Origin of the sequence: Terriglobus albidus, assembly GCF_025685425.1 — a bacterium.
In the GTDB taxonomy this organism is placed as follows: domain Bacteria; phylum Acidobacteriota; class Terriglobia; order Terriglobales; family Acidobacteriaceae; genus Terriglobus; species Terriglobus albidus.
Genome location: NZ_JAGTAS010000025.1, coordinates 35,067 through 58,621, shown reverse-complemented (window position 1 = coordinate 58,621; position 23,555 = coordinate 35,067). Strand labels below are relative to the sequence as shown.

Here is a 23,555-nt window from a genome sequence, read left to right as displayed (position 1 = left end):
TACAGGATCCGGAGCGGATCGAGCCACTACGAGCCGCACAAGTAAGAGCGGGCGAATAGGAAGACCAAGCTCAACGGACAAAGTGTCCGCTCACGCACAGCACTCGTTAAATTGGCCTAAACGCCCAATGAAAGGTGTCGCATTGATACATCTCGCGTAGCTAGCACGAGGGCTTTGGTCGAATGGCGGTGCCGGCTTCCTGGGTGGGGAGTTCTTGTGGATTGAGGATCGGATAGGGCGTCGTGCCCGTAAGGGCAGAGATGCAGCCGTTGATCAGGGTGGTGTCTGCGGCGTTGAGCGTGGGAAGTACGGGCACCGAGTTGTCGGGTTTGGAGAAGTTAAACGCGGAGGTCATGTCGCCCACGGCGGCACGACGCCAGGCGGAAAGGTTCGGGACTTCGGCACCGAAGCGGGTCTCCAGGAAACGGAGGATGGAGGTGTGATCGAAGACCTCGGATGAGATGAAGCCTCCTCGGGTGAACGGCGAAATGATGAGCATGGGCACACGGAAACCGAGGCCGATGGGACCGTTTATGCCGCCAAGCACCGATGCATCCGGAACCGGTGTGGCGGTGATGTATTCGCCGGGTGTGCCCGGAGGTGCTGTGGGCGGTGCGACGTGGTCGAAAAAGCCACCGTTTTCGTCGTAGGTCACAAAAAGAACGGTCTTAGCCCACTGCGCGGGGTTAGCGGTAAGGGCATTGATGATGGACGCAAGTGTGAGCTCCCCGAAGAGTGAGGGCGAAGGCGGATGGTCGGACTCGACGACAGAGGGGATGATCCAGGAGACCTCCGGTAGATTGCCAGAGGCGGCGTCAGTGACGAAGTCTGTGGGAAACTGCGGGCCGAAAGCGTTCTTGTAGAGAGGAGTCGTGGGGTCCTGAAACTTACTGAAAAATGGGAGGACATTGTCAGAGGAAAGGATGCCGTTGCCGAGGCTCTTGTCGGGTGAGCTGTAAATCTTCCACGAGATTCCGCGAGACTGGAGTTGCTCCGGCATGGTGGTGTAGGTGAGCTTGCCGTACATGCTGCTGGGATTGGAGATTAGGGTCTGAATGAGTGGACCACCATTCTTCCCATCGGGGTCGATCGAGGCAGCCATGGTATATAGCCGGTTCGGGTGGGTAGGGCCAATAACGGAGCAATGGTAGTTGTCGCAGAGGGTGAAGGCATCTGCCAGGGCGTAGTTGTAAGGCAGGTCGGCGCGAGTGTAGTAGCCCATCGAGAGGACGGCGTCATTCGCATTGATGGGAATGCGCGAGGTGACAAATCCATCGTTCGCGCCGTTGTTCCAACTCTGGTGTTGCGCAATCCAACCGTGGTCGATGTCATGAGTGCAGGCTGCGTTCCACTTCGAAGTGTCGAGGTGGAAGGGGTAGAGCGTACCTGCCGGCGCGGCGGTGACGTTGCCGGGGAAGGGTTGCTTGAATGCGTTGGAGACCTCGGAGAAGCCGCGCGCGCCTTTGTAGGTGCCGAAATAGTGGTCGAAAGAGCGGTTCTCCTGAATGACGGTCACGACATGCTCGATGTCGGTAAGCTTCGCGCAGGTAGACGCGCCGGTGCCGCCCCCGGACACCGTGGAAGCAGCTTTGTTGATGGCGCCGCAGCCGGGGATGAGCGAGGACGCACCGGCAGCCGCAGCGATTTTAAGGAGGTCACGGCGGGAGAGATACTTCGGGCCCATATTCCGTCTCAGAGGCACCTTTCTGATTGTTGGATGCAGGATTTCTCGCGCGGAAACCCCTAGCAACTCCACAACTTGAGATGATGATCGTTATCCGCCACGTAGCGGGCGTCTATCCGGCCGGTTCGTGGCTCAAAGTCCTACAGCTTTAGCGAGGAGCGGTTTCTCGCCGCTGATGGACTTTTTGCGCTGCTTGGCCTTAACAGGCGGCGGAAAGTCGATTTTCAAAAAGCGCAAAAACGAGCGCGTCAGAATGCCCTATAAGCGAGGCGTGAACATTGGTATAGAGAATCAAGCGCTGAAGGCGCGTTCTATACCAGCCTGGGGCAACGCCCCAGGTCTCCGGCCCATTGAAACCAAAGGGCTGAAGGCCCGCCCTATATAAGAGCCTTCAATTCGACCCTATCGTTTCGATGGAGCATTTTTCCTGTAGATGTGGAGTAGGGCTCTTGCATTCTATGGGCGTTTCCGCAAATGAAAATGGCCCCTGCACGCCTCTTGCGGGATACCCAGCAACAGGGAAAATTCTCTAGGCATACAACGGTTTCACGAACCGTTTCGTTTGTGACGATCAGGATTATAGATCGGGCCTTCAGCCCTCTTACAGTTTCCCTATCTCCGTACCTGGGGCGTTGCCCCAGGCTGGTATAGAGCGCGCCTTCAGCGCTCAACACATCTTTCTGGCTCAATAAAGATTGAACTTTAGCTGTTGCTTCAGGAAGTCCACGACCTCCGACTCATCGGCATTTCTGGGCAAATCCGAAGGAAATGCACCCTTCAGGAAACGCATCATCTCCGTCTCCTGTTGTTTTCCCAAAAGAAGCGTGTCATGATTCCTGTTGGAAACCTAAAGGTCCATTTGTCGTGAAGGAAAAAGCCTCATGAAGGAAAAGCCGGACGTTTTGCAAGGGACTCTCGCGCTGATGGTCCTCAAGACACTCGATGTCCTTGAACCGCAGCATGGCTGGGGGATTGCCCGTCGCATCGAGCAGATCAGCGGAGACCTTCTGGCGGTGAACCAGGGCACGCTTTATCCTCTGCTGCTCCGGTTGGAGCATGAAGGCTCGATTGCATCGGAGTGGGGTGTATCGGAGAACAAGCGCCGCGCGCGCTTCTATCGGCTTACCGCCGCAGGCCGCAAACAGCTTCAGGCAGAGACCCGCGACTGGGAGCAGACCGCGGCCATCATCGCCCGGTTTTTCAACGTCAAGGCGGAGGATCTGTCATGAGATTCCTGCGGCGGTTCAGAATCCGGTTTTCTAACTTCGTAACTCGACGGAGTGCCGATCAACGTCTCCAGGAAGAGATCGCCGAGCATCTTGCGTTTCAGGCCGAGGAGAACGTGCGTGCCGGTATGGCCCCTGCCGAGGCGCGGCGACAAGCCGCACTGAAGCTTGGGCCAGTCGAAGCAATTCGGGAGCGTCATCACGCCGAGCAAAGCATTCCTTTCTTCGAGAATCTGCTCTTCGATCTTCGTTACGCGATCCGCATGGTTTTGAAATCTCCTGGATTCTCGGTCATTGCGATCGGCACCATGGCGCTGGGGATAGGAGCCACCACGGCAATCTATAGCGTGATTGACGCCACGCTGCTGCACCCGTTGCCGTATCCAAATCCTGCGGAGCTGGTGCGCGTTCAGGACGATCTTCCCGGTGTAGGCGCGCACGGCGTAGGCATCTCCATTCCTGAGTGGAGAGACCTGCAAGCTTCGGGAATCTTCCAGTCTGTGGCGCTCACCGGCACCGGCGCAAACGTGAACCTCACGGGCAGTGAACAGCCACTGCGTCTCAGCTTCAAGCAGGTTACGCCGAATTACTTCGCGGTCCTGGGTGTAAGCGCGCAGTTGGGCCGCACCTTCGATCCGAACGATCCCACTCCCGGCTACAACCTTGAGGTCGTGATCAGTGACGGGCTTTGGAGAAAGGAGTTCGGCGCCGACCCGCAGATGATTGGCAGGGTTCTGCGCCTGGACAACGACGCCTATCGCGTTGTGGGCATCATGCCTCGCGGTTTTCGCGATCAGGGCTCAACCAGTGACGAGCAGAATGTGGACCTGTGGCTGGGAGCCGGCTTTACCGGTCTGCCGTTCCGGCCTCCGCAGCGCGATCTGCGTCTGGCGAGCAGAGCCGTCATCGCGCGCCTGAAGCCGGGTCTCTCGATTGCGGCCGCGCAGGGGCATCTTGATGCGCTGGTGGACACGCTGAAGAAGCAGTATCCGGCCGACTATCCCGCGCAGACCGCATGGACCGTGCGCCTGATCCCGCTTACTGAAACCGTGGTCGGCAGCATTCGTTCCTCTCTCATTCTGCTGTTCGGCGCGGTGGGACTGGTGCTGCTCATCAGTTGCGTCAACGTGGCCAATCTATTGCTTGCCCGGGCGAGCGGGCGAGGCCGCGAGATCGCGGTGCGTCAGGCTTTAGGCGCGCAGAGAACGCGGCTCATCCGCCAGTTTCTCGCCGAGAGCCTGCTGCTCTTCGTGCTTGGCGGAATCGCCGGTGTTGCCATTCTGTTCAGCGCCCAGCACTTCCTGCTGCGGCTTATTCCGGAGAGCCTGCCGCACCTGAATAACATCTCGATCAACTGGGGCGTGCTGGTGTTTGCCGTGGCCGTCTCTGTCGTGACCGGAACTGTTTTCGGGCTCGCGCCGGCGTGGCTGATGAGCCGCTTCGATCTGATCGGTACACTTCGCCAGGAAGGCCGCGGCTCCAGCGGATCACGGGAACGTGCGCGTGCCCGCCAGACGCTGGTCATCAGTGAATTGGCGTTGTCCCTGGTGCTTCTGATCGCCGCGGGGCTTTTGTTGAGAAGCTTCTGGGACTTGTTCAAGGTGCAGCCCGGCTTCAATCCTAACCGCGTCATGGCCATTCAAACCTGGCTGCCGGGACCGAACGATCCCAGTGCCGATATCTACCGGTCGGCCACACAGGAAGCGGTCCTGCTGCGCGAGATTCTTCGCCGCAGCCGAACCCTGCCGGGTGTCGAGGAAGCAGCCGTAGGTGACGAAGCCGCGCTCCCTCTGGGCCATGGCCAGCCGGGCCGGCTGCCATTGATCCGCGAAGGCATCGAGACGAAGGACAACGAGGCGCCTGTGATCAATAGCCCCATCGTCTCGCCCGAATACTTCCACCTGTTGAGCGTGCCGCTGTTGCGTGGCCGCCTTTTCAACGACCAGGACCTCGAGGAGACTCCCCAGGTTGCTGTCATCAATCAGGCCGCTGCTCTTACCTATTGGCCAAATCAGGATCCGCTAGGCAAACGCGTCCGCTTGCGCCTGGATGGCCGCGACCGGCGGGCCTCTTCCACGCCACCCTGGACAACGATCATTGGCGTGATTGCGGATGCGCGCACAGAATCGCTGGCTGACGCAGCCATTCCGCAGATCTACCGCAGCATCTACCAGCGCCCCGCCAAGGACCTGGCGATCTTTCTTCGCGGGCAGCTCGACCCCAGCGCCATCTCCTCGCAGATGCGTACACAGATCCAATCCATCGATCCGGAGCTCCCGGTCTTCCATGGCGAGACTCTGGATGAGGTGCTCTCCGAGTCGCTTTCCGTGAGGCGATTCTCCATGGAGATGGTGGCGTTCTTTGCGGCCACGGCCTTGCTGCTCGCCGGGCTTGGAATCTACGGAACGATTTCGTATGTGGTGAATGAACAAAGACGCGAGATCGCCATCCGCCTCGCGCTGGGAGCCCAGAAAGCCATGATTCTCAGGATGGTCTTGCGCCGGGGAGCGGGCCTGGCTGCCGCGGGCACCGGGCTTGGCATAGCCGGTGCGCTCATTGTCTCTCACCTCATGTCCGGATTGCTCTACGGCGTATCCCCTACCGATCTCCCCACCTTTGCGGGCTTCACCGTTGTGCTTACCGCCGTCGCACTCGCCGCCAGCTATATTCCGGCACTGCGCGCCATGCGCTTCGATCCAATCACGACGCTCCACTCTGAATGAGTTATTGGCACTGCTCGAGACCTGCCCTTGCAAGTAGCCAGGGTGTATCGATCGATCCGGAGTACTGATGCTCTGGGTGGCCCTGGGTATTCGCGCTCCGCGCGAACCCGTGGGAGCGGCGGGCTCTGGATTCACGCGATCATCTGCCAAACAAAGCTGGAATTTGAATCCTTGACAGTCGATAGTCGGATGTCTACTATCAATTTCCATTGATAGTCGGATGTCTACCATGGATAAGAATATGCAGCACCGTGCCAACGTACTCCAGGGAACTCTGGACATGCTCATTCTGCGAACGCTTGTTTACGGCGCAGCGCATGGCCGTGAGATTGGCAAGTATATCCAGCGGACCACCAACGACTTCCTTCAAATGCAGCATGGCTCTCTCTATCCCGCGCTGCACCGTCTGGAGAAAAAGGGTTGGATTGTTTCCAAATGGGAGACGGCCCCTGATCGCAATCGGGAGTTCAAGTATTACCGGCTTACGGAAAAAGGCAAAAAACAACTCGTGATCGAAGAATCGCAGTGGAAACAGATGGCCGAAGCTGTGGCGCGTGTCATGTGGCCTGCTGGTGAGGAGAGCTGAGATGAGATGGTGGCAGATCAGGAAACGGGACGCAGATCTGGAGAGGGAACTAAGCTCTGACCTCGAACTGGAAGTGGAAGAGCAGCGGGAGCGCGGCTTATCACCAGAAGAAGCCCGTCTCGCCGCTCTGCGTGCCTTCGGCAATCCCACACTGATTCGCGAGCAAAGTCATCTTGCCTGGGGCCTGGAATGGCTGGAAAGCTTTCTCAAGGACGTCGCGTACGGTATCCGTTCTCTGTTCCGCAGTCCCGCGCTCACCGCCGTCGCCCTGCTCTCGCTTGGTCTCGGCATCGGCGCCAACACTGCCATCTTCAGTTTTCTTGACGCAATCCTGCTCCGCAACCTGCCCGTCCAGCAGCCCTCGCAACTCGTCCTGGTCGGCACCGGCGCATGGAGTGGAAGATCAGATGCCTGGGCAATCTCCGAGCTCTATTCCTATCCCTTTTACCGCGACCTGCAGAAGAACAACACTGTCTTCAGCGATACGGCCTCGATCTTGAGCATGACCAACTCTGTCTTCGGGACCGTAGACAACCGCGACCACACTGAGCCGATGAAGGTCCAGCTCATCTCCGGCACCTACTTTCCCACCCTCGGCGTCCGCCCTCTCCTGGGCCGTCTGCTTACCGATGAAGATGACAACACCGAAGGCAACCATCCCGTCGCCGTCATCAGCTACGCATGGTGGGCCGGCAGTCTCTCCCGCGACCCGCAAGTTCTCAACCGCAAACTCAAGCTCGGCAATACCACCTTCGACATCGTCGGCGTCGCGCCTCAGGAGTTCTTCGGCACCACCGTCGGTCAGCGGCCAGACATCTGGGTTCCCATGTCCATGATCGCTTTCGTTCCACCCAACTGGGGCAGCTACTCCGACAAGCGCAACGAATCGCTCTACATCTTCGGCCGCCTCAAACCCGGCGTCTCGCTCGATCAGGCAACTTCGAACATCAATCTCGTCTTCCACCAGATCTGGCTCAGCTATCGCAATGCGCACGTCACCCAGCAAGACCTCGCCGATCTCCAAAAAACTCAAGTCCCCCTCACGCCCATGGAGAAAGGACTCTCAGGCCTGCGGAGTGAATATTCCAAGCCTCTGAAAGTCCTCATCTCGCTAACAGGAATTGTTCTTCTCATCGCCTGCGCCAACATCGCTAATCTTCTCCTAGCCCGGTCCACCGCACGGGTCCGCGAGTTTGCTGTGCGTCAGGCGCTCGGCGCAAAGCGTTCGCGCCTCATCCGCCAACTCCTCACCGAATCACTTCTCCTCGCTGCCGCCGGTGGCGCACTCGGCATCGCCCTCACTGGTCTCGCCAATCGCATTCTGCTCCGCATGATCTCCAGCGGTCCCGATACCATTCCACTTGATGTCTCCATCCACACGGACGTCCTGCTCTTCACCATCGGCGTTACGGTATTCACGGCTCTTCTCTTCGGAACCCTCCCCGCTCTCCGTGCCACTAAGCTTGAGCTCACCGAATCTCTCAAAGATGGCCGCAGCGCCGACAACGGCGGGCAAAAAACTCCGCTCGCCAAAGGCGTCATCATCACCCAGATAGCCTTCTCGCTTGTCCTTCTCGTCGGCGCCATCCTCTTCGTTCGCAGCCTGATCAACCTCAACCACGTCGACACAGGTTTCAACCGCGAGAACGCCCTCGTCCTCAGCCTCGATCCCAGTTCCATCGGCTACAAGGACTCTGAACCCCGGCTCAGCACTCTCTATCAGCAGATTGAGCAACGCATCGCCGCCATCCACGGCGTTACCTCCGCCAGCTTCGCCATGTTCACCTTCAGTCAGGGCGCCTGGAACAATTCGGTCATCATCCCGGGCATCGATCCCAGCCTTTCCCACAACATCAGCCAGAATGTTGTCGGCAACGATTACTTCAAGGCGATGCAGATTCCAATCATCGCCGGCCGCGCCTTCGGCCCGCAGGACACATCCACCTCGCAGAAAGTCACCATCATCAGCGAGAGCTTCGCCAAAAGATTTTTCCCCAACACCAATCCCATCGGCCGCCACTTCGCGATTGGCGTCGACCAGAATGTTCCCCAGTACGACATGGAAATCATCGGCATTGCCAAAGACGCAAAGTTTGAAGGACTCGGCGAAGGCCGCACTTATACCGACTACATGCCCTATGCTCAGCGCGCACGATATCTCCAAAGCCTCGTAGTCCGCTATACCGGCGACCCAGCCATCGTCTCCGGCGCCGTTCAGAACACCATCCACTCCATCGACGGCGGCCTTCCCATCACCCGCGTCTCCTCACTTGAGGAACAAGTGGCCGGCTCCATCACCCAGCAACGCACCGTCGCTCAGCTCTCCACCTTCTTCGGTCTGCTCGCCGTCTTCCTTTGCTGCATCGGCATCTACGGTTTGATGTCCTACATGGTCTCCCGCCGCACCAACGAGATCGGCATCCGCATGGCACTCGGCGCCGAACGCTCCAACGTCAGCTGGCTTATCATGCGCGAGATCATCCTCCTCGTCACCATCGGCGTCGTCATCGGCGTTCCTGTCGCCCTCGCCGGCTCGCGCCTCGTCACCAATATGCTCTTTGGGATTCAAGGCACGGACGCCATCACTCTCATCGCGTCCGTCGCCGCTCTGCTCCTCGTTGGCATCATCTCCGGCTACTTACCCGCTCGCCGAGCCTCGCAAGTAGATCCCATGATGGCTCTCCGCTATGAATGAATTTCCGGCACTACTCAAGACTTGCCTTCGCAAGTAGTGCCACCCGACGGGATCGGAAAATTCGATTGATTTAAGATCTCCTCGTGCCAACCACAGATCAGCCCTACGGAGAATTGAGCGCTGAAGACCGGGGTCCCCAATGAACTTGTTCATTGGGGTGGAAAGGCGCGTTCTATACCAGCCTGGGGCAACGCCCCAGGTTTTGGCGCCCCCAAGATGTCAAAGGGCTGAAGGCCCGCCCTATATAACAGTCTTCAATCCGACCGTATCGTCCGATAGATATACAACGGTTTCACGAGCCATTTCATTTATGACGATTGGGGATTATGAAACCTATGAAACCCGGGGACAGACGGGACGTTCCCATTCCGAATGCGATCGATCTACGTTTCAATGATTCGAATCCCCGATCATTGGCATTTTGCGGCCACGAAATTATATCCGGGCATTTCGGAGAGGATGCAGTTGGACTCGTCTCTGACTGAATCTCGATGAATGGCATGGCCGAAGTCGGCAATTGACGCCGAAACTTTCCGGATTGCCTCCGGGCAAGATCACGGATAGCATGATGCACTTGAGGTGTGAGCGATCATGAACATCTTCGGACGGTGGTTTGTCGCTAATGTTGCTGGTATGACAATCGGTTTGGGCAGTCATTCTTTCCTGGCTCACGGATTTACCGGTCTGCATGGCAACACCATGACTCCTGCCCAGTGGATTGCCCACATCGTTTCCTTCGGTCTGGCAGCAGCGATCATCTTTTTCTGTCAGCGCAAGTCCGTGCCGGCGTTGTTTCAAGCAGGAGTAGGACCGGTCTTTCGCGCGAGCGCTTTGGCGACCCTGGCTTTTCTCGGTGTGTGGTCTCTGGTCGGAATCCCTTTCGACATCCTGACAGCGTTTCTTGCCTTCGGCTTGAGTCTGGGCCTGGCTCTTCGAAACCGAACAACGCAAGCAGTGCTTGCCCTGGCCGGGACTGCCGCGTGCGCTGGAATTGTTACCGTTGGATCAGGTCTCCCCATCGCTAGCAAGCTTATGACGGCATTCGGCGGCGGACTCGCTGGAGACGCAACGCTTTGGACTTATATCGGAGTCGTGGGTGGGGTGTCGTCAGGCCTGTTAGGATCACTCGCCCTGCGTCGCATCATCGCAAACGATTCAGTAGCAAAAGCGAAGGTCGCGGCAGGCTAGATATGTCCTAGCCCTTCGTCCCGACAGTACAGCTTCCCGCGTCAATAGGAACGTGGAACGCGCTCTTTCGAAAAGCTCGCCTTGTCCAAGCGATCCGCTATAAGAGGAAAGGTGGTCGTAGGACCTTTCCAAAGCAGATCGTCAACAGTTGCGAACAGCGGAAGATCGGTTCGAAGGGTAGCAAGGTCTCGGAATAGAAAGGCCAGATCTCGCTTACTATTGAGAACCTCGGAGAGGCCTTTCGGATTGGAAACGTTCACCTGCCAATCTCGTGGGTCGGACGGGATCGCTTCCAGTTTGCCGAAGCGAGAGAGAACGGCAGAGGCAGACTTGGCGCCCCACCCTGGCAGCCCCGGATAGCCATCGGATGTGTCACCGACCAAGGCGAGATAGTCCGGAATGGAGCCTGGTTTGACTCCAAACTTCTGGACAACTCCCTGTTCATCGCGTTCGAGGCGCCTGCGTCGATCGAGTTGCACAACGCGTGTGCCGACAACGCACTGAGCAAGATCCTTGTCCGGGGTGCTGATGATCACGCGCTCCACTCGAACATCGTTCTGTGCGAGAAACGCCGCCGATGCCAGCGCATCATCTGCCTCGTATTCTTCCATGGCCCACACTACGACTCCGAGCGCACGGAGCGCCTCCTCCAGCAACGGAAACTGTGCGAGCAACTGGGGTTCTACACCCTCGCCGGTCTTGTATTCAGGCCACATTTGATTCCGGAAGGACTCAATCACATGGTCAGTAGCCACACCGATGTGCGTCGTACCTGCGCGCATCATGCCCAGAAGTGAACCGAGAACACCGCGCACAGCGGCCACCTCGCGACCTTCGCTGTCTTTGGCTGAGGGAAGAGCATAAAAATGCCTAAAGAGCTCATAGGTTCCATCAATCAAGTGCACTTCCATGGCTCAACCTTATCAGTTGATGCCAAACGTGGCGGCAGCGAGCCCGATCAATACTATCGAACGACCATATAGGTTTAGAGTCGACGGAACCCGACCCACCTTTACGGTCTAAATAGATTCATCAGCTTGGCCTATCAACTGAAAACACCTGTGTGACAACGAACAGCATGCAGCATCCCATATGACCATAACCTCGCCATGCCGGGCTCTGCTGCGTGCCGGCAATCCCTTCATACCGTCCGAAAACGCGGCCGCGTAAGGTGGCCTTCACCGTGTGCGACGCTCGCTGTGGCTTCGAATGCTTTGGGTGCAGGCTAGCATCGAACTCTTGGAACTTCTCATCTTCGATGAGGCTTAACGGGATGCCTTCAACAACGAGAGGTTTGTCGCGAGTCGGTTTAGGTGAAAACCCGCAGCAATACATTGTGTCCGTAGACCGACTACCGCCGTATTCCATCCAGACTCCCGGACCGCTGCTTGGCCATGGACATTGAGCGTCCTCCAGCATCGAATCTTCAAAGCCATGCGAAGCAACAGCAGTGAACTCGACTAATTTCTTTAGATATTTCTCTGGATGCGCTTTGACCTCGCACAGCGATACATGGATCGGGACTTCTGGCGTCTGAGCCTTACTGGCAGCGGGGAAGAAACCCGCCATCAAGCCGATCACGGTAATCCACATCAGTCGCATGGCTGCCAGTATACGTTTGACTCCGCCAAGATACTCTCCGACCTGTTTAGAGCATTTTCCCTATTGCTGGGTATCCCGGAAGGGGCGTGTAGCGGCATTTTCATTGCGGAAAACGCCCATAGATGCAGATGCTCTGGACTACACCTATAGGGAAAATGCTTTAGCGACTGCTTATTAGAAGCTAGTTATAGGGTGCTCCCCGGTTTGTCTATTGCAGTGGCACATGCCAGTGATCTGCGATGGCTTTGAGTTCTGCTGCCGTCAGGTACGTGCCTGCGCCGTGCTTGGGGCTGGTGAAGTTTGTGGTCTTCATGACGCCTTCATTGAAGCGGCCGAGGTTGGTGAACTGCTGGAAGTCCGTTGTCTCGCTGAAACCCATGTTGCTGGGTCGCGCGCCATACACGTCATACATGAGGACGTACTTGTCCGTACCGAGACGTTTGAAGGTGGTGGGCGCTTCGGTGGAGACTTTTTCGGGGTCGATCCGCTGCGGATCCATCTGGTAGCCGCCGGTGAGCGTGCTCGAGACGCCGTGACGAATCTTCGCATCGGAGACGAAGTAGAGCTCGTACTTGCCATGGAAGGGCGTGATGTCGCCGTCCGCGCCGTCGGTGTGGGCGAGAAGTTCCGGTTTGGTTTCGAGCCTGGTGAAGGCCGGGTCCGTGTAGGCATAGTAGACGTCGCTGCCCTTGGGGCCGTAGCGCATGGTGAAGTAGACCATTTTCGCGGGATCGTAGATGGTCTCCGGCGCCCAGGCGGTGCAGATGTTGCCGAGCGCCGGGAAGGCTGTGTCGACGCGGAAGTCTGAGTGCGACCAGTGGATGAGGTCGTAGGACTTCATGAGGACGAGAGCGCGGTTGTTGCCCCATCCACACTCCTCTACCGGGCGCTGGAAGGGTGTTTTGAAGATGCCTGCGCGCTGGCCGAAGATGTGCAGGTCCGTCATCGCGAGATAGAAGGCTCCGTCGGGCCCGCGGGTGATGTGCGGGTCGCGGACGCCCTTCTGCTCGGCGAGCTCTGTGCCGAGGAAGATGGGCTGGCCGTCATTGATGTCGGTGAAGGTATAACCATCTTTGCTGACGGCGAGGTAGGCGGCCTGCGTCTGGTCCTTGAAGTAGACGAGGAGGTAACCGCCGAAGTCTCTCTCAGACGGAGCGCGGAAGCCTTTGGGTTTGGTGAGGGCCTTCACGAGCTCGATGCCGGTAGGGCGAGGCGTGGTTGAGCTCGCCGGGCCTCGGTGGGCGGCCTTCCAGTCAATGGCGGTCTTGAGGACGGCAAAGAAGGCGGGCTTGGGCTTGCCCTGGCGGTCCCAGAGGAGCGGGTGGTTGGTGCGGCCACGTGTGGGGAAATTGTTGAGCCAGGTGTGGCCGTCGTCGACGCCCCAGAGGGTGATGCGGCCCATCTGGTTGGAGTGCTCGAGGAAGACCTGGAAGAATTCGGCGTAGCGCTGGGCGAGGCGCTGCTGCATCTCTTCGGGCAGGCCATCTTTGTAGGGGTTGGAGTTCGAGTCGCCCTTGGCGGTGGCCGAGACATCGGCGGAGTCGAGGACGCTGGTGCGGGGCAGGACGTCGATGTCGAGCTCGGAGATGTTAACGCGGACGCCGAGCGCTGCGAAGTCTTCGATGGTCTGCGCTTCGACGGCGGGGGTGGGGCGGTCGATCTTCATGTGGCCCTGCAGGCCGACTCCGTTGATCGGAATGCCGGCGGCCTTGAGCTTTTTGACCAGGGCGAGTGCGCCTTGGCGCTTGGCTTCGTTTTCGAGGGAGTAGTCGTTGTAGTAGAGCTCGGCGGCGGGGTCGGCTTCGTGGGCGTACTCGAAGGCCTTGGCGATGAAGTCGTCGCCGATGATCTTGTACCAGTTGGACTGGCGCATGGTGCCGTCGTCGGCGATGGCTTCGTTGACGACATCCCAGCCCTGGATGCGGCCTTTGTAGCGGCCGACGATGGTGTGGATGTGGTCGCGCATGCGGGCGAGAAGAGCGTCGCGGGTGAGGGGCTTGCCATCGGCGTCTTCAAAGACCCACCTGGGCGTCTGGCTGTGCCAGACGAGGCAGTGGCCGACGATGAACATGTGGTGCTTCTCGCCGAAGGCGACGTATTTATCGGCGGGATCGAAGTTGTACTTGTCGACGCCGGGCTGAACGACCTCCCACTTGAGGACATTCTCCGGGCTGATGGTGTTGAAGTTCGCGGCGATGATGTCCTTGGTGAGGAGGTCGCGCTCTTCAAACTGAGCGTTGTTCAGCGCTGCGCCGACGCGGAGGTAGGGCAAGTAAGCGTCCTTGAGCGTTGTGGGTGTGGCGGGGGCCGGAGGCTGTGCGTGCGCGGAGATGGCGGCAATCACGAGAAGGGCGAGGGCGAGGCGTTTCATGTGTGGCTCCGGCGAGAAAACGATTTCTTCGGCGTAGAGCATTTTTCCTGTAGGTGCAGCGTAGGGATTCCGCATTTATGGGCGTTTTCCGCAATGAAAACGCCGCTGCACTCCTCTTCCGGGATACCCAACAACAGGAAAAATGCTCTAAAAAAGATATCAATTCCTGGTCGCGGAACGCCATGGCCAACAAGGTGTGAAATCTATTATGGAAAGCATGAACGATGACGCTTCAAAGCCGTAATGCTGAAGCTCGCGTTGCTTTTATGCTTTCAGTCCGCCCGCTGTTCCAACCGTGTTTTTCGGACAAACTGCTACGATCCATGTCCGTGTAATCAACGGTCGCACGGGACATCCCATATCGGCGATGAGCTTTGCATTTGTGGACTACCATACCGATGAAAATGGCAAATACCGAGACGAATGCTCTCGCCGGTCTGGATGAGTCCTCAGGAGAGAAATCTCTGTGCCAAGGACGGAAGTCCGCCCAAAGATGGCTTTTGAGTAACTACTCGGCCTCTCGTGTGCCGGCATGTAATATGTCGGAATCGAATACTCAGCACAGTCATGCTGCTTCACGTTCGGAGGTTGAAAGCGCTATGACCATCCTCGCTCGCCTGGAGTTCTGGAAGGAGCAAGGTGCAATCTCGACTGAGCAGCAGGCTCATTTAGCGAGCCTCTCCCGCCGACAACCTTTCTCCCTCTCGCTTGAGCTCAACCTTCTGCTCTATGCAGGTGTCCTGGCGTTTGTTGCCGGACTTGGCTGGACTGTCTCCACCTGGTCGCAGCAACTCGGTGATGTACTCGTCCTTGCTGTTCTCTCTATCATTCTCGCCGCCTCTTTTTGGTATAGCTTTTCCCGCGCGTCCGCCTGGTCGGTTGCGGAGGTGGTTTCACCGACTGCGATCTTCGACTATGTGCTCTATCTCGGCTGCCTTGTCTGGTGCGTCGAACTCGCCTACCTGGAGCGTCGGTTCCACGTCCTATCCGGTCAGTGGGATCTTTATCTGCTGGCCACCGCCCTCCTCTTTTTCTTCCTTGCCTATCGTTTCGACAATCGCTTTGTGCTGTCTCTCGCTCTGTCCTCACTTGCGGGATGGTTCGGACTCACTATCTCGCATTGGCCGTCTCATCAGGACACGACATACCGGGGCTATGCCTTGGTTTACTGTTTGGTGATCGGTGCAGCTGGAGCGATTCTTGAGCGCCTCAACGTGAAGCAGCATTTTTTTACTACGTATCTGAACGTCGCTGCCAACGTACTATTCTGGGCAATCCTTTCCGGAGTCTTCGATTGGCGAGACCATGGTCTATGGCTTGTCGGTCTGCTGATCGCATGTGCGGCATCTCTCGCCTGGGGCGTGAAGCGCCGGCAGTTTGTCTTCGTCGCCTACGCCGCCGTCTACGGCTATGTGGGTGTTAGCTGGAGGATCATCAGCAACGCCATGGACAGCACCTTTGTCCTGGTCTACTTCGTGTTCACCGCCATCGCAATGATCGCGATGCTTGTCCAGATCGGGCGTCGCTTTGGGAGGCCGGAGTGAGAATTTATACGGAATCGAGCGAAGAGACTCTGCGTGCCCGCAAATTCCTGAGGCAATGGAGCGGAGACGGTTTCCTCAGCAAGGATCAGTACCAGCTCCTTGAACAAGACACCGTCTCCGACCTGCGCACCACCAACATCTTTTTGAGGCTCGTACTTTTCTTCTTCACCGTAGTCGGCGTAGCCGGCGCAATCGGGCTGTTCTTCACGATCTTTCTTTCGAGGCCGTCGCAACAAACCACAGGAATCTTCCTATTGATCTTCGCTGCTGTCTGCTACGCGACGGCCGAGGTCGCCGTAACCCAGGCTCGTCTGTATCGCTACGGAATCGAGGAAGCACTCGCCGTCTGTGCGGTTGCTTGTCTGTGCGTAGGACTGGAATCCGCCTTTATCAGCGTTCTCTACCCCTCGCGCGAAATGCAGTCTGTGATTCTTGCCGTTGGCGCGGTGGCTTCGCTCTGGATCTGGTACCGCTTCAATCTCTGGTACGCATTTCCCGCCGCAATGATCTTCGTCATCTTCCTGCCAGCTTGCTGGACTCCATCTCACCCGGCGCAACATGTCTCCATCGCGGTGTTGTATGCGGCTGGGCTGATCTGTATAGCCTCCATTCGCTCCCGCCACCGCTTCGATTACTTTGAGGATGCGTACTCGCTCTCAGAGGCGTTTCTATGGCTCGGTATATATCTGAGCTTCAATCTCAAAATTTCAGATTTCAGCTTGCTTTTGCATTTAGGGCTTCTCACGCGTTTCACCTCGAAATCCGCTGACCTGTTCTACTGGACGACGTGGGTGCTTATATGGTGCCTGCCGCCCCTCATACTCACACACGGTGTTCGCCAGAAGGATCGCCTCATCCTCGCGGTCGGCGCGGTTACTGCCGTCCTCACCCTTATCACCAATAAACCGTACCTAGGCTGGCAGCGGCATACCTGGGACCCGATGCTTCTCGGGATAGCACTGGCTGCCGTTTCACTGTTCCTTCGACGCTGGCTAGCTCTTGGTCCGGACGGAGTTCGCCATGGCTTCACGGCCGCGCGTTTATCGGGGAAGGACAAACACACGATGAGCGTCGGCTCTGCCGTACTCGGTCTGATAACACCGCAATCGATAACACCAACCCCGCAACCAACCCATCCAGAGTTTCGGTTTGGCGGAGGAGAATCGGGAGGCGGAGGAGCTAGCGGTGATTTTTAAAGATCGTTCCGCCAAGCTACACGCCGATTTATCGTGACCGATCACTTAGTTGTTTGCACGGTACAGTCGGTCAGCTTGTAGTGCCAGACCTCGTGATGGCTCTCGCGGTTGATTGCAACCTGCTCAGGTAATTGAAATCCGCCAACGTTTTGATAGGTATAGGTAAGGATTATCCGATTGCCTGGTTTGAAGTCTCCATCCTCGCCTAGTTTGAACGAGGTTAAGAGAAATCCCTGTGGGCCAGGACGGAAGTCTGTCTCCCGGCGGTCGGAAGTAGATCCCTTCGCCGCTTCGCTCTGGAGACTCATGTCTCGGGCGAACAACATCTCAACATCAAAAGTTTGAATCTTGAATTCGAGCTTATAGCCCGCCCTGGACGGCTCAACGTGAGCGGACGTGCCCTCCGGCGGAAGGATCGCGTTATTGCTGGCAGCCAACCAGTTATTCAAGCTGTACTGTACCGCATGTTCGAGGAGACCTTCCGCCATGCCTCCGTGGGGAAGCTTGGTCATTTCGCCTTCAGTCATTCCAGCCGACACTGCTGCGTTCTGACGGGTGACAGTGACACGATTGCGAATTGGCTGAATGAACTTGACGATCTCGTCGTCCGATCCTTCGTCGCCGACACGCACGGCCTCGGTGAAGTGTTGCTTCCAGTTGAACTCTACCGCGCAGCTGAAGGATTGGAGGTTCCGTTCAAAGGGAGCGTCATATTTCGCACGCGCTTGTTTTAGGAACGTCGCATCATCGGTTGCTACCTGTGCGTGGCAGAACGGAGCGCAAAGGCAGAACACCAACGTCGAATAGATAAATCGCATGATGCATCGTAAATCACCGAGTACCGATAAAGGCTCTTTTTGGAATTGAACCGACCTGCATGGATGCCAGCTATATTTCCGGCACTGCGCGCCATGCGTTTCGATCCAATCGCGACGCTCCACTCCGAATGACTTCCTGGTGCTATTCGAGACCTGCCTTCGCAGGTAGTGGCCATCCCAATGACACAACGGTTTTACGAACCGTTTCATTTGTGAGGATTGGGGAATATAGATCGGGCGTTCAGCCCTCTTACCGTTTTCCTATCTTTCTTGCGCAACATATCAGCCCATTCGTTGTAGCGGCCGAGCAAACGACAACTCGTGGCCATCGGGATCGGGCATGTGGAAATAGCGCTCACCCCAGGATGCGTCCCGTGGGATTTCGGGATCAAATCCTTTTTCCCGCAGATGTGCCCACAACGCGTCGACATCCGTAACATGGAAGATCAACCGGCCCCACTGCCGCACACTCTCACCTTGTTCGAGGTTCAGAATTACCGATTCTGAATTCTTCGCTCGAAGAGAGGAGAAACTCGCCTGTTCTCCTCCGTGAAGCAACTCCATGCCGAGTACATTTCGGTAAAACTGCACTGAAGCCTTCATGTTCGAAACCCGAAATGTAATCGCAGAAATCCTTTCAATCGCCGGCGCCATACGTCAGAAGTGTACGTTGAATTCTCCTATGCAGGAGGCGGCGCAGGATATACGCCATTACCGGCGCTTGCTACGTCGAATCAGGACCGCTACCATCTTGAACCTAGTCCGACCGTGGGTCTAGAATCCTGCTGAAACATCAGAAAGACCGTGGGAGGTTTCTATGCCCCACTATGAGTTCTTCTGCAAAGCATGCAAGAAAACATTCTCGAAGATCATGACCATGGCAGAGCATGAAGCGGAAAAGGCCTCCTGCCCGCACTGCGGCAGTCAGGAGGTAGAGCAGCGCTGGTCAGCCTTCTCTGCTGTCACCTCGAAAAAGAGCGCCTGAATACAGCGGCGCCAGGAGGCGCATATGCACTTCGACAAATTTTCGTTCGGTGCGCTCCGAATCGACGGCCGCACGTACGAACAGGATGTGGTGATCGACCACGGAGAAGTCCGCAAACGAAAGAAGGCCCCTTCCAGGAAGTTCCGCGATGAGTTTGGGCATACGCCCCTGTCCATCGAAGAAAAGATACCTTGGAAATGCAAGCGGCTTGTGATCGGCACCGGACAGTACGGTCGTTTGCCAGTTATGACAGAGGTGAAGGTTGAGGCGGAACGCCGCCACGTCGAGTTGGTTATCGTACCGACCAGTGAGGCCCTCCGGCTTATAGAAAGGGAACCTGCGACAAATGCCATTCTGCACGTGACCTGTTAGAGCATTTTCCGTGACAAGCTCAGGTCGCGGTCCAAGCTCGTCAGCCGCTCCGGACCAGTGGCGTTTCAGGATGCCTGTACGACGACGAGGCCTGCATCGCATTCAAACCGACTGCGGTTCGCGACCTTTCTGTTATAGGAACGGAGCGGCCTGACCCGCTGAATGCGGCAACCCGTTCAGTTCCTGCGACTCGGCGCGCACGCTCACTTCCTACTGGGAAGTAATCGCTCCAAATAAGCCGTGACTCTCATCACCGATACCGGCAGTAAAGAAGAGCGTTGTCGTCGGGGCCTGATGGGCGCCGTTCCCGAACTCCAACCCCCACAGGCCATTGATCGTCATGGGGTTTCCGAATGTGTCCTGCAACTGGCCGAGAAAATTGCCCGTGCTCTGACTGAAGGCGTTGATCCTGCCGTCCCCGAAGTTGCCGACCAGCAATGAGCCGCTGAATGCGCCGAAATTAATGGGAGCAACTGCCAATCCCCACGGTGAGTTCAGCGCTCCATCGGCGGCAAACCTGCTCTGCAGAATGCCATTCAGGTCGAAGATATCGATGTACCCATTGCCTGGCCCTTTCACGTCATCATGACGTTTCGCGTCCTGTTTCGCATAGGTCACGAATAACTTGCCATCGATGTTGCGAATGCCGAACGGCGCGAATCCGCTGGGAATCTCGCTATCCGTGAACGATTTCACCAGTTGAAAGTGCGTGTCGTACATTTCGACCATGCCGTCACGGAAGTTGGTCGCATAAATAAAATCCCCAGACCCGTTGTTGCCGATTGCCAGACCCTTGTAGACGGCCCCAAGCCTGGTGCGACCCGCGCTGGCGCCTGGACCAGAATGGTTCACAGCCAGGATGGCGTGAGTCGGATCTACTGTCGGATTCCATCCGCTGATGGTGCCCTCTTCCGTAGCGAAGATGAAACGGCTCGCACCGGAGTTTCCGCCGGCCGAAACGACAAAACCGCTCGTACTGTTGAACACGATGCCTGTCGGCGCGGCGACCGCACCGGCCGGGCTATGGCGTGGCGTGGGGATAATCACGACAAGCGGAGAAGCCGTTGGAAATGCCACGCCCTCCCCGGTGTACACCGTAGAGAGCCCGGTTCCATTGTCGGCGATCCAGATGGGCCCCGTGCTGCCGGCATTGACAATCCCCCACGGGTTGACAAGGTTCGAATCAGCAAAGTTAGCGACACCAGGGATATCGGAGACCAGATTCGTGCGTTGATAGGATGTTTGAGCAACCGCCTGAGTCATGGCCGAGAGGGTCACCAGCAATCCCACTGCCGCTGCGGTCAGCCTAAAATGCGCCTTCTTTCCACCTGACATATTCATGTCCTCCTCAAGTGAAATCGCCACACGTTATCGATGGGTTTGTCGAGCGAGTAATGCTAGTCCCCGGCAGTTCTGCGGGTTGTCAAGGCATTGTCACTTTTCGCCGGGCTATCTCACCCGACTGGGATGGTTCAGCATAGCGGGCCGCAGAGTCGCTATTCCTGAGCCTGATTCTCACGCCAATTCACGTCAAGTTGACACCCGGGGTGGATGTCAAAGCGACCTACTCAATGAGTGCGTTGCCATGTTCCCGTAAATCGCGGGACACAGCCAAACAGATAGCCTAACTCTCCTATGGACATTCCAAAGGAGCCGATGATACCTTTGCGGTGTGCAAAGGAGGCCTATGCGGAAAAGTCCGAGGTTCTGCAAGGCACTCTCGACCTGATGATTCCTGAATACTTATAGGGAAAATGCTCTAGCCTGCAGGGGGAACCGTAACGATGGCCACTCGTATCCGGGTATTCATGGCGAAGCTTCGGGGGTTATTTGGCCGGCAACGGTCAAACTGCGAACTGGAAAACGAGATCCAGTTACACATCCAAATGCTTGCAGACCGGTTCGTTCTCCAGGGTATGAAGCCCGGCGATGCCGAAGCAGCGGCGCGGCGTCAATTTGGGAACACAACTTTGTTGAGAGAGCGTCACTACAGGCAGCGCACGTTATCCAGCTTAACCACGCTAATGCGCGATCTCCACTTTGGTCTGCGCCAGTTGGCACGAAATCCCATTCTGACGTGCGTGGCGATTACCTCGCTGGCCCTCGGCATCGGTGCAAATACGGCTATCTTTACTGCGGCAAAACGAGTGCTGTTCGACACGCTGCCAGTGACGAACCCTCATCAACTGCGGATGCTGACCTGGGTTAGCGGTCATGAACTGCCGGTTCCACCAGTGTGGGGAGATGTCGGGCCGAATGAAGCCGGCGGACTCACCTCGAACAGCTTCTCATATCCCGTGTTTGAGGAGATGCGCAAGAGAGCTGACGCCGTTGAGTCATTCGTCGCTTTCAAAGACGCTCCGATGACCGCAACGATCGACGGGCATGCGGAGACGATCAGCGGAGAGTTGATCAGCGGCAATGCCTTTCAAGCCCTCGGTGTAAAACCGGAGTTGGGCCGGACCCTGAGCCCGGCCGATGATCTTGCACCTGGCAGCGGCCCGGTGGTGGTCATCAGCGACGGATTTTGGACACAGCGATTCGCGCGGTCTCCTCTGGTTGTGGGGAAATCGATCTCATTGAATGGTGTCCCGGTGACAATCATCGGCGTCAGCAGCGGTCGTTTTGCAGGCTTGCAGATGGGAAGCTCGATGCAGGTCTTCGCCCCACTCACCATGCAGCCTCTCATTCTGCCCAAGGCGCAGAATGGGAGTGTCTCTCTGCTGGACAATCCCCAGTCATGGTGGCTACAGGTCCTGGTTCGATTGCGTCCGGACGTTTCTGAGGGGCGGGCTCAGGGCGAGCTTGATACAACGCTGCGCCAGGCCGCGATGCCGGTTCTGAAACACACAGGCGATCTTGATCGATTTCACTTGCAGTTCGCACCGGGCGATCGCGGGTTGGACTATTTGCGAGCGGAATACGCGAGGCTATCGTACGTGCTGCTGGCGATTGCAGGGTTCGTTTTGCTGCTGGCCTGTCTCAATCTGGCCAACCTGCTGCTTGCGCGTTCGGCCAGCAGGCAGCGTGAACTGAGTACACGGATGGCGCTGGGAGCCGGCCGCGGAAGTATTATCCGGCAAATGTTAACCGAGGCCCTGTTGCTTTCCAGCTTCGGTGGGATAGCGGGATTGTTGCTCGGCTACCTCGGCCGCAACGTTGTCCTAAGGCTGCTAACAAATTCGCCACAGCCGGAACTCGAGCAAGTGCAGTTCGACTGGCGTGTGCTTCTGTTCACCCTGGGAATCTCAATCGCTACCGGCATCCTGTTCGGATTGGCGCCTGCTTGGCAGGCGATGCGAATGGCTACTTATTGCGGGCTCCGGGAATGGGGAGGAGCCACCGTTAATCGGCATCGGCTCTGGCTTGACAAGACTCTTGTCATTGGCCAGATTGCAGTTTCGGCGACCTTGCTGATGGGCGCAGGGCTGTTCGTACACACACTGGTCAATCTCAATCGCATCCCCCTGGGCTTCGACTCGAACAACATCCTGCTTTTCCGCCTGGACCTTCCGCGCACCCGCTACAGCGATGCGCAAATGGCGACTTTCTTTAAACAGCTTGAGGAAAGACTCGCGTCACTTCCCGGAGTTCGCTCCGTAACCGTCAATAACATCGGCATCATCGGTGATGGACATTCGGGAGCGAATTTCCATGTCCTGGGCCGTCCGAAGGAAAAGGATCCCGTTCGGGTACAAACCAATGGTGTCGGTGCGGATTTCTTTGAGACACTCGGCATCCCGATCTTGCAGGGACGCGCATTCAACCAGCATGACAATTCGACCTCTCCTAAAGTCGCAGTTGTGAATCGCGCGCTGGCAGAGAAGTTCTTTCCCAACGAGAACGCCATCGGAAAGACGTTCGAAACAGATGTCGTAGAGGGTCCGGTTCAGATCGTCGGCATCGCTGCGGACACGCGTTATGCTGATCTGCGCACTGACACCCCTCCCACTTTTTATGCCCCGTACGTGCAGAAGTCGAACGGGCCGAGTCGCATGATGGTTGAACTGCGCACCCTTGCGGATCCGGCCAGTGTATTGACCGAGGCTCGAACAACCGTTGAATCTCTTGACGCAGATCTGCCAATGACCGACGTGCGCACGATGAAGGAGCAGGTACGGTCAACGCTGGCGGATGAACGCGCTCTCGCGCAGCTTGCGGGAGGTTTCAGCTTGCTGGCGCTGGTGCTTGCAAGCATTGGTATTTATGGAATGATGGCGTATGCGGTCACTACGCGGACCGGAGAAATCGGCTTGCGCATGGCGCTGGGAGCACAGGCCAGGCAGGTTCTCTCCCGCATATTGCGCGAAGCCTTCTGCTTGACGGGTGCAGGTATCGTTCTTGGGTTGATTGCTGCTCTGTGGCTCACGAGATTCATTCGCGTCATGCTGTACGGCCTTGGAAGCCTGGACGCGCTCACGTTGGGAAGTACAGCAGTGCTTTTGATCGTCGTATCCCTCCTTGCAGCTTTCGCACCTGCCCGTCGCGCCTCCAGAATCGATCCCATCCGCGCTCTACGGCACGATTGAAGAACTTCTGAGATACCACACCTACGTCTTGAGCCC

The 23,555-nt window shown here is 57.3% G+C and carries 17 protein-coding genes; 10 read left to right on the top strand and 7 right to left on the bottom strand.

Translation table 11 applies throughout. The features are described from left to right. Positions 1–160: 160 nt before the first annotated feature. Positions 161–1,684 (bottom strand): alkaline phosphatase family protein, encoded by a 1,524-nt coding sequence (locus OHL21_RS04115; protein WP_263415978.1) that lies wholly within the window; start codon positions 1,682–1,684, stop codon positions 161–163. Between the two features lie 881 nt (positions 1,685–2,565). Here OHL21_RS04115 and OHL21_RS04110 point away from each other — a divergent pair. The 5 genes from OHL21_RS04110 to OHL21_RS04090 all read left to right on the top strand — a co-directional run bounded on the left by OHL21_RS04110 (position 2,566) and on the right by OHL21_RS04090 (position 10,102). Next, positions 2,566–2,913, top strand: a complete 348-nt coding sequence (locus tag OHL21_RS04110; RefSeq protein ID WP_263415977.1) for a PadR family transcriptional regulator — start codon at positions 2,566–2,568, stop codon at positions 2,911–2,913. Then, the gene (locus OHL21_RS04105; protein ID WP_263415976.1) at positions 2,910–5,633 is read left to right on the top strand and encodes an ABC transporter permease; all 2,724 of its coding nucleotides are present in this window, start codon (positions 2,910–2,912) and stop codon (positions 5,631–5,633) included. Before OHL21_RS04110 ends, OHL21_RS04105 begins: the two co-directional genes overlap by 4 nt. 241 nt (positions 5,634–5,874) lie before the next feature. Next, complete coding sequence (locus OHL21_RS04100; RefSeq protein WP_263415975.1) at positions 5,875–6,219, top strand: PadR family transcriptional regulator; 345 nt, start codon at positions 5,875–5,877, stop codon at positions 6,217–6,219. Position 6,220: 1 nt separating this feature from the next. Further along, the gene (locus OHL21_RS04095; RefSeq protein WP_263415974.1) at positions 6,221–8,914 is read left to right on the top strand and encodes an ABC transporter permease; all 2,694 of its coding nucleotides are present in this window, start codon (positions 6,221–6,223) and stop codon (positions 8,912–8,914) included. Positions 8,915–9,505: 591 nt separating this feature from the next. Next, positions 9,506–10,102: a hypothetical protein gene (locus tag OHL21_RS04090; protein WP_263415973.1), complete on the top strand. Its 597-nt coding sequence runs from the start codon at positions 9,506–9,508 to the stop codon at positions 10,100–10,102. Positions 10,103–10,143: 41 nt separating this feature from the next. On the opposite strand, the gene OHL21_RS04085 is transcribed toward OHL21_RS04090, so the two are convergent. The 3 genes from OHL21_RS04085 to OHL21_RS04075 all read right to left on the bottom strand — a co-directional run bounded on the left by OHL21_RS04085 (position 10,144) and on the right by OHL21_RS04075 (position 14,117). Further along, positions 10,144–11,013 (bottom strand): 5'-3' exonuclease, encoded by an 870-nt coding sequence (locus OHL21_RS04085; protein WP_263415972.1) that lies wholly within the window; start codon positions 11,011–11,013, stop codon positions 10,144–10,146. A 121-nt stretch (positions 11,014–11,134) separates the two neighbouring features. Then, positions 11,135–11,704: a hypothetical protein gene (locus OHL21_RS04080; RefSeq protein ID WP_263415971.1), complete on the bottom strand. Its 570-nt coding sequence runs from the start codon at positions 11,702–11,704 to the stop codon at positions 11,135–11,137. 208 nt (positions 11,705–11,912) lie between these two features. Then, entirely contained in the window at positions 11,913–14,117 is a 2,205-nt protein-coding gene (locus OHL21_RS04075; protein ID WP_263415970.1) for an endo-1,4-beta-xylanase, read from the bottom strand. A 557-nt stretch (positions 14,118–14,674) separates the two neighbouring features. On the opposite strand from OHL21_RS04075, the gene OHL21_RS04070 reads away from it, so the two are divergent. Further along, positions 14,675–15,619 (top strand): DUF2157 domain-containing protein, encoded by a 945-nt coding sequence (locus OHL21_RS04070; protein ID WP_263415969.1) that lies wholly within the window; start codon positions 14,675–14,677, stop codon positions 15,617–15,619. After that, positions 15,616–16,815 carry a hypothetical protein gene (locus OHL21_RS04065; protein WP_263415968.1) on the top strand — a complete coding sequence of 400 codons (1,200 nt, stop codon included), beginning with the start codon at positions 15,616–15,618 and terminating at the stop codon, positions 16,813–16,815. The genes OHL21_RS04070 and OHL21_RS04065 overlap by 4 nt, the downstream gene beginning before the upstream one ends. 41 nt (positions 16,816–16,856) lie before the next feature. Here the strand turns inward: OHL21_RS04065 and OHL21_RS04060 are convergent, their stop codons facing one another. Next, positions 16,857–17,633: a hypothetical protein gene (locus tag OHL21_RS04060; RefSeq protein ID WP_263415967.1), complete on the bottom strand. Its 777-nt coding sequence runs from the start codon at positions 17,631–17,633 to the stop codon at positions 16,857–16,859. Between the two features lie 282 nt (positions 17,634–17,915). Beyond that, a complete protein-coding gene (locus OHL21_RS04055) occupies positions 17,916–18,287 on the bottom strand; it encodes a VOC family protein (RefSeq protein WP_263415966.1) in 372 nt (123 codons plus the stop codon). Positions 18,288–18,450: 163 nt separating this feature from the next. Here OHL21_RS04055 and OHL21_RS04050 point away from each other — a divergent pair, with 163 nt between their 5' ends. Then, on the top strand, positions 18,451–18,618 hold the full coding sequence (locus OHL21_RS04050; protein WP_263415965.1) for an FmdB family zinc ribbon protein: 168 nt from the start codon (positions 18,451–18,453) through the stop codon (positions 18,616–18,618). Positions 18,619–18,642: 24 nt separating this feature from the next. Next, entirely contained in the window at positions 18,643–18,990 is a 348-nt protein-coding gene (locus tag OHL21_RS04045) for a hypothetical protein (protein ID WP_263415964.1), read from the top strand. Between the two features lie 210 nt (positions 18,991–19,200). Here OHL21_RS04045 and OHL21_RS04040 read toward each other — a convergent pair whose 3' ends face one another. Next, entirely contained in the window at positions 19,201–20,325 is a 1,125-nt protein-coding gene (locus tag OHL21_RS04040) for a TIGR03118 family protein (protein WP_263415963.1), read from the bottom strand. A 449-nt stretch (positions 20,326–20,774) separates the two neighbouring features. Between OHL21_RS04040 and OHL21_RS04035 the strand changes: the two genes are divergently transcribed. Then, entirely contained in the window at positions 20,775–23,519 is a 2,745-nt protein-coding gene (locus OHL21_RS04035; RefSeq protein ID WP_263415962.1) for an ABC transporter permease, read from the top strand. Positions 23,520–23,555 lie beyond the last annotated feature (36 nt).

What these genes read in the sequence shown, in the direction of transcription:
- OHL21_RS04115 (WP_263415978.1), bottom strand. Translation starts at nt 1,684, where the DNA reads ATGGGCCCGAAGTATCTCTCCCGCCGTGACCTCCTTAAAATCGCTGCG.
- OHL21_RS04110 (WP_263415977.1), top strand. Translation starts at nt 2,566, where the DNA reads ATGAAGGAAAAGCCGGACGTTTTGCAAGGGACTCTCGCGCTGATGGTC.
- OHL21_RS04105 (WP_263415976.1), top strand. Translation starts at nt 2,910, where the DNA reads ATGAGATTCCTGCGGCGGTTCAGAATCCGGTTTTCTAACTTCGTAACT.
- OHL21_RS04100 (WP_263415975.1), top strand. Translation starts at nt 5,875, where the DNA reads ATGCAGCACCGTGCCAACGTACTCCAGGGAACTCTGGACATGCTCATT.
- OHL21_RS04095 (WP_263415974.1), top strand. Translation starts at nt 6,221, where the DNA reads ATGAGATGGTGGCAGATCAGGAAACGGGACGCAGATCTGGAGAGGGAA.
- OHL21_RS04090 (WP_263415973.1), top strand. Translation starts at nt 9,506, where the DNA reads ATGAACATCTTCGGACGGTGGTTTGTCGCTAATGTTGCTGGTATGACA.
- OHL21_RS04085 (WP_263415972.1), bottom strand. Translation starts at nt 11,013, where the DNA reads ATGGAAGTGCACTTGATTGATGGAACCTATGAGCTCTTTAGGCATTTT.
- OHL21_RS04080 (WP_263415971.1), bottom strand. Translation starts at nt 11,704, where the DNA reads ATGCGACTGATGTGGATTACCGTGATCGGCTTGATGGCGGGTTTCTTC.
- OHL21_RS04075 (WP_263415970.1), bottom strand. Translation starts at nt 14,117, where the DNA reads ATGCTCTACGCCGAAGAAATCGTTTTCTCGCCGGAGCCACACATGAAA.
- OHL21_RS04070 (WP_263415969.1), top strand. Translation starts at nt 14,675, where the DNA reads ATGACCATCCTCGCTCGCCTGGAGTTCTGGAAGGAGCAAGGTGCAATC.
- OHL21_RS04060 (WP_263415967.1), bottom strand. Translation starts at nt 17,633, where the DNA reads ATGCGATTTATCTATTCGACGTTGGTGTTCTGCCTTTGCGCTCCGTTC.
- OHL21_RS04055 (WP_263415966.1), bottom strand. Translation starts at nt 18,287, where the DNA reads ATGGCGCCGGCGATTGAAAGGATTTCTGCGATTACATTTCGGGTTTCG.
- OHL21_RS04050 (WP_263415965.1), top strand. Translation starts at nt 18,451, where the DNA reads ATGCCCCACTATGAGTTCTTCTGCAAAGCATGCAAGAAAACATTCTCG.
- OHL21_RS04045 (WP_263415964.1), top strand. Translation starts at nt 18,643, where the DNA reads ATGCACTTCGACAAATTTTCGTTCGGTGCGCTCCGAATCGACGGCCGC.
- OHL21_RS04040 (WP_263415963.1), bottom strand. Translation starts at nt 20,325, where the DNA reads ATGTCAGGTGGAAAGAAGGCGCATTTTAGGCTGACCGCAGCGGCAGTG.
- OHL21_RS04035 (WP_263415962.1), top strand. Translation starts at nt 20,775, where the DNA reads ATGGCCACTCGTATCCGGGTATTCATGGCGAAGCTTCGGGGGTTATTT.